At 48.0% G+C, this 11887-nt stretch carries 10 protein-coding genes; 8 read left to right on the forward strand and 2 right to left on the reverse strand.

Annotation, left to right across the window (positions count from 1 at the left end):
• Window positions 1-127: 127 nt before the first annotated feature.
• From grpE to TK45_RS00100, 5 genes are all read left to right on the forward strand, one after another.
• Window positions 128-727, forward strand: a complete 600-nt coding sequence (gene grpE, locus TK45_RS00080; protein WP_131256583.1) for a nucleotide exchange factor GrpE — start codon at window positions 128-130, stop codon at window positions 725-727.
• 98 nt (window positions 728-825) lie between these two features.
• Window positions 826-2745 carry a molecular chaperone DnaK gene (gene dnaK / locus TK45_RS00085; RefSeq protein WP_131256584.1) on the forward strand — a complete coding sequence of 640 codons (1920 nt, stop codon included), beginning with the start codon at window positions 826-828 and terminating at the stop codon, window positions 2743-2745.
• Between the two features lie 92 nt (window positions 2746-2837).
• Entirely contained in the window at window positions 2838-3974 is a 1137-nt protein-coding gene (dnaJ, locus tag TK45_RS00090; protein ID WP_131256585.1) for a molecular chaperone DnaJ, read from the forward strand.
• A gap of 73 nt (window positions 3975-4047) precedes the next feature.
• A complete protein-coding gene (locus TK45_RS00095; RefSeq protein WP_131256586.1) occupies window positions 4048-4800 on the forward strand; it encodes a methyltransferase domain-containing protein in 753 nt (250 codons plus the stop codon).
• A gap of 1 nt (window position 4801) precedes the next feature.
• Window positions 4802-5857 (forward strand): sugar-transfer associated ATP-grasp domain-containing protein, encoded by a 1056-nt coding sequence (locus TK45_RS00100; RefSeq protein WP_131256587.1) that lies wholly within the window; start codon window positions 4802-4804, stop codon window positions 5855-5857.
• Here the strand turns inward: TK45_RS00100 and TK45_RS00105 are convergent.
• On the reverse strand, window positions 5854-6393 hold the full coding sequence (locus TK45_RS00105) for a PepSY-associated TM helix domain-containing protein (RefSeq protein ID WP_131256588.1): 540 nt from the start codon (window positions 6391-6393) through the stop codon (window positions 5854-5856). The genes TK45_RS00100 and TK45_RS00105 overlap by 4 nt on opposite strands.
• A gap of 239 nt (window positions 6394-6632) precedes the next feature.
• Here TK45_RS00105 and TK45_RS00110 point away from each other — a divergent pair, with 239 nt between their 5' ends.
• The gene (locus TK45_RS00110; RefSeq protein WP_131256589.1) at window positions 6633-7091 is read left to right on the forward strand and encodes a PA2169 family four-helix-bundle protein; all 459 of its coding nucleotides are present in this window, start codon (window positions 6633-6635) and stop codon (window positions 7089-7091) included.
• A gap of 34 nt (window positions 7092-7125) precedes the next feature.
• Here TK45_RS00110 and TK45_RS00115 read toward each other — a convergent pair whose 3' ends face one another.
• Complete coding sequence (locus tag TK45_RS00115; protein WP_217350787.1) at window positions 7126-7860, reverse strand: YciK family oxidoreductase; 735 nt, start codon at window positions 7858-7860, stop codon at window positions 7126-7128.
• Window positions 7861-8104: 244 nt separating this feature from the next.
• Between TK45_RS00115 and TK45_RS00120 the strand changes: the two genes are divergently transcribed.
• Together TK45_RS00120 and sohB are read left to right on the forward strand one after the other, a co-directional pair.
• A complete protein-coding gene (locus TK45_RS00120; RefSeq protein WP_131256591.1) occupies window positions 8105-10681 on the forward strand; it encodes a VolA/Pla-1 family phospholipase in 2577 nt (858 codons plus the stop codon).
• 101 nt (window positions 10682-10782) lie between these two features.
• Window positions 10783-11820 (forward strand): protease SohB, encoded by a 1038-nt coding sequence (gene sohB / locus TK45_RS00125; RefSeq protein WP_131256628.1) that lies wholly within the window; start codon window positions 10783-10785, stop codon window positions 11818-11820.
• The last annotated feature ends 67 nt before the right edge of the window (window positions 11821-11887 follow it).

Raw genomic sequence — 11887 nt, forward strand, 5'->3', positions numbered from 1 at the left:
CAAAAGTCGGCATCATCGGAAAACGGTATTTTCTTTAAAAAACTTAGCGTAATTCCCTTGAATACATGTGGGTTAACCCCACATTGCTGGCATCTGAGTTTAAAACCTTTTTTTGATGGAGTTAGGCATGAGCGACAAGCAGCCGCAAAACGAAGAATTTGAAACCACGCAAACCCAGGAAGTAGAGACCGACGCACTGGAAACAGAAGGTCTGACGGTAGAGCAGGCACAAATTGCCGAGTTAACCGAAGCGCTGAATGCCGCCGAAGCCAAACTGGCTGAGCAGAAAGACTCTGTGTTACGCGCACTGGCTGACGCTGAAAACACCAAACGTCGTGCCGAAGGTGAAGTAGACAAAGCACGTAAGTTCGCACTGGAGAAATTCGCCGGGGAATTGTTGCCGGTATTGGACAATCTAGAGCGTGCGATTGCTGCAGGTAATCCAGACGATGACGCGGTTAAGCCATTGCTGGAAGGTGTGGAACTGACCTTAAAAACCTTTATCAGTGCCATCGGCAAATTCAACGTGGAAACGGTTGATCCCCAAGGTCAGCCTTTTAACCCGGAATTACATCAGGCGATGAGCATGGTTGAAAACGGTGATGTGGCACCTAACACCGTTATCGCTGTGATGCAGAAGGGTTACACCTTAAATGGACGCCTGCTGCGCCCGGCTATGGTCATGGTGTCTCGCGCCCCTGAAGGCGGCGTAGATACAACCGCATAAAAAATACGGTTTTTTTTGTAAGGGGGAGTTGAAAACCAAAATGCCACCCTTACTTAACTAGCATCAGATTTTGAAACACTTTTTTCGGAGATTTAGTCATGGGCAGAATCATTGGTATTGACTTAGGTACTACCAACTCATGTGTGGCAGTACTGGACGGTGACAAACCTCGTGTTATTGAAAACGCTGAGGGTGATCGTACTACACCTTCAATCATTGCTTACACGCAAGACGGCGAGACCTTAGTGGGTCAGCCTGCTAAGCGTCAGGCAATTACTAACCCTAAAAACACCCTGTTCGCGATCAAGCGTTTGATTGGTCGTCGCTGGGAAGATAAAGAAGTACAGCGTGATATCGACATCATGCCATTCACCCTGACCAAAGCCGACAATGGCGATGCATGGGTAGAAGTGAAAGGCGAGAAAATGGCTCCGCCACAAATCTCGGCCGAAGTACTGAAAAAGATGAAGAAAACAGCGGAAGATTACCTGGGTGAAAAGGTAACGGAAGCGGTTATCACAGTACCTGCCTACTTTAACGATGCGCAGCGTCAGGCGACTAAAGATGCCGGCCGTATCGCGGGTCTGGAAGTAAAACGTATTATCAACGAGCCAACGGCTGCGGCGCTGGCTTACGGTATGGATAAGCGTAAAGGCGACAACGTTATTGCGGTTTATGACCTGGGTGGCGGTACATTCGATATTTCCATCATCGAAATCGATGAAGTGGAAGGCGAACACACCTTTGAAGTATTAGCGACCAATGGTGACACTCACTTAGGTGGTGAAGACTTCGATAACCGTCTGATTACTTATCTGGTAGAAGAGTTCAAGAAAGACCAGGGTATGGATCTGCGTAAGGATCCGCTGGCGATGCAACGCTTAAAAGAAGCGGGCGAGAAAGCCAAAATTGAACTGTCTTCTGCTCAGCAGACAGAAGTTAACCTGCCATACATCACGGCTGATGCGTCTGGTCCTAAGCACCTGACCATCAAAGTGACCCGCGCTAAGCTGGAGTCACTGGTAGAAGATATGGTTAAAGCGTCACTTGAGCCGGTTAAACAGGCGCTGGCTGATGCGGATCTGTCTGTATCTGACATCCATGACATCATTCTGGTCGGCGGTCAGACCCGTATGCCGCTGGTACAAAAATACGTGACTGAATTCTTCGGTAAAGAGCCACGTAAAGACGTGAACCCGGACGAAGCGGTAGCGGTTGGTGCGGCGATTCAGGGTGGTGTACTGGCTGGTGACGTAAAAGACGTATTACTGTTGGACGTAACACCACTGAGCCTGGGTATCGAAACCATGGGCGGTGTAATGACCAAGCTGATTGAGAAGAACACCACGATTCCGACTAAGAAATCGCAGACCTTCTCAACTGCTGACGATAACCAGTCTGCTGTTACAGTGCACGTGTTGCAGGGTGAGCGTAAACAAGCTGCCGGTAACAAATCACTGGGTCAGTTCAACCTGGAAGGTATTCGTCCGGCTGCGCGCGGTGTGCCGCAAATCGAAGTAACCTTCGATATCGACGCCGACGGTATCTTGCATGTATCTGCCAAAGACAAAGACACTGGCAAAGAGCAGAAGATCACCATTCAGGCGTCATCTGGTCTGAACGAAGATGAAATCGAGAAAATGGTGCGTGATGCGGAAATGAACGCCGAAGCGGACAAGAAGTTCGAAGAGCTGGTACAAATTCGCAACCAGGCCGACGGTATCGTACACAGCACGCGTAAGCAGGTTGAAGAAGCCGGCGATGCATTGCCAGCAGACGACAAAGCTAAAATCGAAGCGGCATTGTCTGAGCTGGAAGGCGTGATGAAAGGCGACGACAAAGCAGAGATCGAAGCCAAGATTCAGGCTGTTATTGAAGCGTCTGCCAAGCTGATGGAAATCGCCCAGCAGAAAGCCTCAGCAGGTCAGGCTGACACCGCTGAGCACAATAGTGCTGCACAGGACGATGACGTTGTTGACGCTGAGTTCGAAGAAGTAAAAGACGACGATAAAAAATAATCGTCAGTCGTAACGAACATAAGTGGGATAGGGGCGTCGCTTCGATCCCACTTATTTGTATCTGAAGACGCAAAAAAGAGGTGCCCTTCAATATGTCGAAGCGCGATTATTATGAAGTGCTGGGTGTCGCAAAAGATGCCGAAGAGCGCGACATCAAAAAGGCATACAAACGCCTGGCGATGAAGTATCACCCTGATCGCACCAAAGGCGACAAGGAACTTGAAGAGAAATTTAAAGAGGTTCAGGAAGCCTATGAAGTGCTGACTGACTCGCAAAAGCGTGCGGCCTATGATCAGTATGGTCATGCCGGCGTGGATCCAAATCGTGGCGGTGCCGGTTTCGGTGGTGGCGCGGATTTTGGAGATATTTTTGGTGACGTATTCGGTGATATCTTCGGCGGTGGCCGTGGACGCGGCGGCCCTCGAGCGCGCCGTGGTGCAGACTTACGTTACAACCTGGAACTGAGCCTGGAAGAGGCGGTACGTGGAAAAGAAGTTGAAATCCGTGTGCCCACGCTGCAAAACTGTGATGAATGTCACGGCTCCGGCGCCAAGAAAGGGACATCGCCGACTACCTGTCCTACCTGTCATGGTAATGGTCAGGTGCAAATGCGCCAGGGCTTTTTCGCGGTACAGCAAACCTGTCCTACCTGTTCGGGTAAAGGCAAAATCGTTAGTGATCCATGTCGTAAATGTCATGGCCAGGGCCGCGTAGAAAAAACCAAAACCCTGTCGGTGAAAATTCCGGCTGGTGTGGATACCGGTGATCGCATTCGCTTAAGCGGCGAAGGCGAAGCGGGTGAAATGGGCGCTCCGGCCGGCGATTTGTATGTGCAGGTGCATATCAAAGATCACCCAATCTTTGTGCGCGATGGCAACAACCTGTATTGCGAAGTGCCGCTCAGCTTTACCCGTGCTGCGCTCGGTGGTGATATCGAAGTACCCACACTGGATGGCAAAGTTAAGCTGAAAATTAACGCCGAAACGCAAACCGGTAAGATGTTCCGTTTGCGTGGTAAAGGGGTTAAATCAGTACGTAGCGGTGTTACCGGTGATCTGATGTGTAAGGTGGTGGTGGAAACACCTGTTAACCTGACTGCACGTCAAAAAGAGTTACTGGAAGAGCTGGATAAGTCCATGGGCACCGGGGAAGAAAGTGCCAAATACCGTCCAAAGGAAAAAGGTTTCTTCGACGGTGTGAAGAAGTTCTTCGACGATTTAGCGAAATAAATCAAAGCAAAAAACGGGGCAGATGCCCCGTTTTTTGTGGTAATTTATCGCCTGATTGTCGGAGGGACGGAAGATGTACGACACTTACCAGGAAATCTTTTCCCTGCGCGGGAATGCCTATCATGATGCAATGGCCCTCGAGCCTACCGCCAGAGATGAAGAGTTTCTCAATGCTGTTCGTTTGCTAGACCTTAGTGATGGTGAGGTGCTAGTCGACTTTCCGTCTGGTGGCGGCTATCTGCAGCAATACCTTCCAGAGTCTGTCCAGCTTATTCAGGGCGAAACCTGCCAATCGTTTTTTGACCAATTAAAACCAGAACAAAGTCATAAGACATTTATGGGGGACTTTGAGTCAATCCCTTTAGAAAGCGATACTGCTGGGGTATTTATTTGTCTTGCTGCACTTCATCATGTGGTTGATGTTGCGCAATTTTTTTCTGAGGTAACAAGGGTGTTGCGTAACGATGGACAATTCCTCGTCGCGGATGTTGTTGAAGGCTCGAACATCGCTGAGTTTTTAAATACCTTCGTTGATCAGCACAACAGTATGGGACACCACGGCGTTTTTCTGTCTTCTCAAACGCTGCAAATCGCTCAGGAGAAGGGGCTGAAATGCCAGGCGAACGAAGTGATTGATTTTGACTGGAAGTTTAGATCTGAGAAAAATATGCTCGACTTTTGTCGCGGTTTATTTGGGCTCGATTTGGCTAACGATGAGCGAATAAAACAAGGTATTCATCGATATCTTGTGCCACGTAAAAAGGGGGAACATTTTTATCTGCGCTGGCAGTTGGCATATATTAAATTCGGTCTGGCCGGAGACTGACATGTATTCACTGCGACAGTGGTGGAAGTTTGCGAAGCAAATTAACCACCAATATAACGTAAGTATTTTGCGGATGTTGCTGGAAAACATAGTTCTGTATTGCTTCAGAGGCGTAGGACCACGCTATTATTTTGAGGCTCAAATTTGGCAACCTCAGCTAAATTGGCACGATAAATTGTCATATTCGGACTCGCGAGGCTACAAGACCTTGCTCGCGGAGTTGAACCCACCTGCATATCGTAAAATTTCCCAGCATAAAGTCGTGGAAAAAGCCGTATTGCAACTCAACGGTATTCCTGTCGCACCTTTCATTGGTTTTTTTCACCCCTCACGAGGAATTGAACACAATGGACAGACGCTCAACAATCGTCAGACACTGCATAAACTGCTTTCAGCACATAATGGACAGCGAATTGTATTCAAATTAGTTGAGGGGTGGGGAGGACATGGCATGTCTGTAATTATTCCGCTCGAGGTGAACCATCAGTTACAAATCAAAGACGTGAAACTTAATACTTTTTCAGCGTTTGACGTATGGTTCTCGCAATTAACTGTGCCCCAAGACGGCCTGGTTCTGGAAGAGTATGTAGAACAACATTCTCAAATGGCGCGCCTTAATCCTGACTCTGTAAATACGTTGCGTGTATGGGTTAAGTTAGTCAATAACATACCGCAAATAGTGGGAACAATTGTAAGAATTGGTCGGGCTGGTAGTTTGGTCGATAACGCCTCCCAAGGTGGCTTCATCGCCAGAGTAGTGCAGGACACAGGTATAATAGATCAAGCGATGAGTTGTGATATTGTGCCTGTTGTATATCAAACCCATCCTGATAGTGGCATCAAACTGTCAGGCACAGAGATTCCATTTTGGCACGAATCCATGAGCCTCGCTAAGCGCGCTTTACTTGCCTTTCCGGAAATGAAATTTACAGGGCTGGATATCGCTATTACCGCTGATGGCCCCCTGGTGATTGAGCTCAACCTCGAACCAGACAAGGTGACCGCCAGAAATTTTGGTAAGTCGCTTAAACAGCTATTGGATGTTAATGCTAATTAAATCGCCGCGAATAATACGAAAAGCAGAATGCCCGCAGCCGTAAAGCTCAGGGTTTGATTTTTCATACTCGCCATCTTTAACCCAAGCCATAGGCCGGTCAGCAATACAATCACTAATCCCAAAGCCAATAGCTGTTGCAAAATCCGGAAGAGTCCCGGCCCATGGCCTTTATGCAATTCAACGATGGACGCAATTAAGTCCGGGCTGCGTGGCGTAATCAGTAAATCATTCCCTTGTTGTTCAATGATGAAATGATCGCGGCTGGTCGGCCGTGTTTGCCAACGTGTGCCTGCGCCCTTAAGATATTCAAAATCCGCATCCAGGCCCACCTGCATGAAGACATCGCGAATTTGCTGTTCGCGCAGATGTTCATCGTTCGCAAGTTGGATATTGTTAAGTTGCACTGGGTCACCGGATGTAACGTTGCCTTTGATACCCAACAAATACAAACCACCTGAAATTGCCATAATCAGCAAAATTGGGGCAAAAAAAGCTGCTAGGTACAGGTGTAATGCGACCAAGGTTTTTCGCGACATATTTAGTGAGTTCCTAATAATAATTTAAGGAAGCACAGCTTACCGTTTCACTCTTACCTTATGCAAATGATAATTACTCTCATTTGTGGGGGTGTTATCCCTAAAATATTTCCAATCTATTGTAATTATGACATGGCAGTTTGTACTAAATGTTCATAACTATCTGTAATTAAATGAAAAAAATTATGGAATGGGGTTTGCGTCTCAGATTGGGTCAATTTCTTTAAAAGGAGAAAAATATGAGTTCCGCTCACTACAATATTGAAGCCGTCTCGTCTTTGGTACATGTATTAAACAGCGGCATCGACTTTTATCGGGAAGCGAAAGAGAAGGTCGCAGACAGTCAAACCCAGCCTTATTTTGACCGGATGATTTCCCGTCGTGAGATGGTTAAACAGTTATTGACCCCATACGCCAAAGCGGAGACAGGGGATTTCAAGGCTCTGGATACGGGAAGTAATTTCGCGCTCGAGGCGCGCCATTGGCATACCACGATTCTGGCGAAAATTGCGTCTGACGAACAGCATACCTGGGTAAGCCAGCTGGAAGAGGTGGAAGATAAAACCCTGGAAAAATTTGATGAAGTTATCGCCCAGGGTCAATCGGTTGCCTGTGAAGCAGCGCTGCAAAAAGGCAGGGAGCTAATGCAATCCTGCCATGATCAGATGCTTAGTTTGCAGAAGGCCACTAAGCATTAATTTCCTGTGGTAAAGGTAGACCACCAGATCCGCTTTACTGCGCGTTCAGTGACTGGCCGTTCTGGTCTTTACTGATGTCACTTAGCAGATAAAGGTACAGCGGCATAATCTCGTCGGCGGTAGGTAACTTCTCAGCATTCTCAGCCGGGTAGGCTTTGGAGCGCATGGCTGTGCGTGTCGCACCCGGATTAATTGCATTAAAACGCATAGTGGAATTGGAGAATTCGTCCGCCAGTGTTTGCATCAGGCCTTCCACGGCGAATTTAGACACGGCGTAGCTTCCCCAAAAAGCGCGCCCTTTGCGCCCGACGCTGGACGTGGTGAATACCACTGAAGCCGCAGCTGATGCTTCAAGTGCTGGTAGTAAGGCTTGCACCATCAAAAAGTTACTGGTGACGTTTACCTGCATTACATTCGCCCATTCTTCCTGAGGGATGTCTTCAAACGGGCGCAATTTACCTAAAATACCGGCATTGAGCAGTAGGCCATCTAAACGCCCAAACTGATCCATAATAGTGGCATTTAAGCCCTGATAATGGGTTAGCGTAGCTCCTTGTAAGTCCATCGGCACGATGGCAGGCTCCGGATGTCCTGCAGCGACGATCTCGTCATACACAGCTTCAAGCTTTTTAACTGTTTTACCCAACAGAATAACTGTGGCGCCATGCGCCGCTGCATGCACTGCTGCTGCTCGACCAATTCCGTCACCCGCACCGGTGATCAGGATAATTTTATTTATTAGCGCGTCTGGCTGAATTTGCGGATACATAGTCATTTTAATTCTGTAAAAAACCGAAAGGCGGATTCTACCAAAAGCCTTGTAGTAGCAGGGAAAAATTTATGTTGTTAATAAGTCTTACAAACAGTTAACAAACCTTTGCAAAAATTTTTCAAACTCAATAAGATGGCACCAATGTCAACTGGTCGTACATGTACGTACAGTGCCATACAGGAACAATACACTGTGATGGTCATGACGGCTGATAATTATAAAAAGGATCCTGGGAGTCATAATGAAAAAACTGATCTTAAGCTCCACCATAGCAGCGGTTTTAGGATTAACCGGTTGTGGTGGCGGTGAAACACTGGCGGACAAACAAAAAGAGGCATCAGCATCAGAAGCGGTGCCGTTTACGCGCGTAGTGTTTGACCCGTCAAACAGTGACCTGAATATTCCAAATGATCTGCTGGTGATCCCAAAGGGCAACCTTTTTGACTTCACACTGAATATTCTGGCCGATGAAGTCGTAGACCCAGCAGACCCGCAATATGCTCTGGGTGCACTGGATGGCTGGTCGACTCAACATCCATTTTCTATGCGCTTTACTGTTGCTGCTGGTGTTGAAATTGATGCCGTAACAGCCGCAGCACCTGGTTCAATCCGCATTTATGAAGCAGAGCAAGTACTGGAGAGCGATGAGGCCATTTGTCAGGCTATTGCTGCTGAGGTTCAGGCTCCGGGCTTGCCTTGTTTGCTGCATGACGAGTTGCAGTTTGGCGTAGACTTCGTTACGCAGAAATCGTCTGCCAACACTATGAGCATTGTACCACTCAAGCCTCTTAAGCCGGGTCAGGGATATGTAATTGTTGTTACCACCGACCTGAAAGACTCTTTGGGCCGTGATGTCGTAGGTTCTACGACCTGGGAATTGGTAAAACAGGATCCTACTGCTTATCCATTGGGTTCAGATGCGCAAAAGCAACTTCAGCAAATTGTTGATTTCTTTGTAACATTGCTCGACGGCAAAGGCTTGTCTCGCGATGATGTTTCTTACGCAGCTTACTTCACCACGCAATCTGCCGGTACCGTATTAAGCACAGTTAAGTCATTGAATGTTGCGCCTTATGCACAAGCATTTGGTCAAGCTTACGCCGCAACAGGCAGCCCAACACAAGCTTATCTGGCTGCCCGAGAATATCTGCCGGAAGTTGCCGTGACTGATTATGTAGTGCCGGATGTGTTCACTGCATTTGCGGCGCAAGGCATTATTACAACCGAACAAATTCAAGGTTTGGCGGCTATCGGCATCACTGGCTGTAATGCTGCTCAATTCCAGGCAGCATTTGGCACTGGTAATGCACAGGTTATTGCTGCTGCATCAGGTGTAATGCCACACTGTGCTGCACAGATGCGTGCTGGCTCTATCAACCTGCCATATTACCTGAGTAAAGAAAATCCATTAGGTGACTGGTGGCGCAGCGCCTGTACCAGCGGTGCACAACTGCAAGCGATGGGTGCAGAAGCTGTTGGCGGTTTAATTGCTGCAGGTGCGGTAGGGGCTAACAATAATTTATGTCAATTAGCCAGTGATGGGCAGTTGTTTGACTTGAATCTGGCTGCAGTTGGTATCGATGATCCACGTAACCTGACGCGTTTTGCGCCAATCCCAGCAGCAACGACTGTTGACAATATTCCGGTACAAATCACTGTGCCAGATACTGCATTCCTGTCGTTATACAATCAGGCACCAACCACAATGCCTGCGACTGGCTGGCCTGTCGTGATTCTGCAACATGGTATTACGTCCAAGAAAGAAGATATGCTGGCCATTACCGGCGCATTGAGTCTTGCTGGTTTCGCCACGATTGCTATCGACCATCCATTGCACGGTGCACGTGGCGTGGTAGCAACAGATACCAATGGTGTTGAGCGTGAAATTAACGCGTCTACCATGTCTGCCACTGACTATATGAACTTAGCCAGTCTGCTGACAACACGTGATAACGTGCGTCAGAGTATCTCTGATATTCTGGGTCTGCGTTTAGGTATCCATAACGTTGATGATGGCAGTACAGGTGGAACCATGCTGGATGCTAACAACGTGTATTTTGTTGGTCACTCACTTGGTGCGATTACGGGTACCAGTGCAGTTGCCCTTGCTAACACCACAATGGGTGAAACGCTGGGAGTGTTCGACGGATTGTACGCAATGAAAGCGACCACTCTGGCAATGCCAGGTGGCAGCGTAGCGGCTTTCCTGTTTGATTCAGGTGCGTTTGGTAACTTAGTCAAAGGCTCACTGGTGGCTGCACAAAGCGCTGATTTCCGTGCGGCACTGGGTGCTTATATGCAAGCCAATGGCATTGCTAATCAGGAGCAAGCGATTTCAGTGTTCTTCCCACTATTCTTTAATAGCTTAAGTGCGGCAGAGCAGGCTGAAATTAGTGCAGTGTTCCAAAGCTTCTCGTTCGCAGCTCAGACTGTTACTGATGCAGGTGACCCGAACAACTATGCTGGCATGTTAGCCGCCACAGAAACGCCGGTACATTTGATCGAAGTAGTCGGCGGCAATGATGACAATGATGGTGGCACCTGGAAGTCCGATCAGGTTATTCCGAATCAAGGCAGCATTCCACTTGCTGGTACAGAGCCTCTGGCAGCGTTAATTGGTTTGTCGTCAGTTAGTACTACAACACCAGGTAGCGGTATTGTGCGCTTCCTGGAAGGTACTCACAGTTCGATTCTGGATCCGGGTCCGAGCCTTGCTGCAACGGCAGAAATGCAGAAGCAAACAGCTGGCTTTATGCAGTCAACTAATGCAGGTCAGGCAACGATTGTTGTGACAGACACCACAGTGGTTAAACAATAATTGCCGCTTGTTAATGAAATAAAAAAGCCAGGTTGATGCCTGGCTTTTTTTATGCGCCAATGTCCCCATATAAGAGCAAACTGTTGTTGGAGTAGATGAACTTGGAATTTTTATACGAATACGGACTGTTTTTGGCCAAAGCCGCCACACTGGTGGTCGCCATCTTGTTGGTGGTTGGCGTGATTATGGGCATGGCGATGCGCCAGCGTAAGCACAAAGGCGAACTGGAAATAACCTGTATTTCAGACAAATTGGACGATGTGCGCGACCATATGCAGGCTGAGCTGCTTAGTAAAGATGAGCTGAAAAAGCTGCACAAAGAGGAAAAGAAGGCTGAGAAAGCCAAGCAGAAACAAAGCAAAAATCAACCAGATGACACCCGTCAGCCTGTGTTGTATGTCATCGATTTCAATGGCTCAATGGATGCGCATGAGGTAGAGGGTCTGCGCGAAGAAATCACCGCGATTTTATCTGTAGCCACTTCGCAGGATGAAGTGCTGGTGAAAGTGGAAAGTGGTGGTGGCGTCGTGCATGGCTACGGGTTAGCGGCATCTCAATTACAGCGTTTGCGTGATGCGAACATCAAGTTAACCGTGTCAGTGGATAAAGTAGCTGCCAGCGGCGGCTATATGATGGCTTGTGTGGCCAACGAAATCATCAGCGCGCCGTTTGCCATAATTGGTTCAATTGGCGTGATTGCGCAGTTGCCAAACTTTAATAAGCTGTTGAAGCATAACCACATAGAGTTTGAACAGCATACGGCGGGTGAGTTTAAACGCACTTTGACGGTGTTTGGTGAGAATACTGAGCAGGGCAGAGAGAAGTTCCGCGAAGAGCTGGAAAGCGTACATGGTATGTTCAAGTCGTTTGTTGCCGAGCACCGCCCAACGCTCGATATTGCATCCGTCGCCACTGGCGAGTATTGGTACGGCAACAAAGCGAAAGAGCTTGGATTAGTCGATGTAATTGGTACCTCTGATGATTACCTGATTAACGCCAGTAAATCAGCGCGGGTGTATCAGGTGAAATACTCCCTGAAGAAAAATCTGGCAGAGAAATTAGCAAACTCCGCTTCTTTGACCGTGCAAAGTGTATTCAATCGCTTGTGGTCTTTGGGACGTACCGCCTTTAACGGCTAGTGCGTTTTCATGAACGTGTATAAAAAAGCCCGGATATCCGGGCTTTTTGTGTTTTAAACATTTAGCT

The sequence above is a fragment of the Bowmanella sp. JS7-9 genome, from assembly GCF_004329715.1.
Taxonomy (GTDB): domain Bacteria; phylum Pseudomonadota; class Gammaproteobacteria; order Enterobacterales; family Alteromonadaceae; genus Pseudobowmanella; species Pseudobowmanella zhangzhouensis.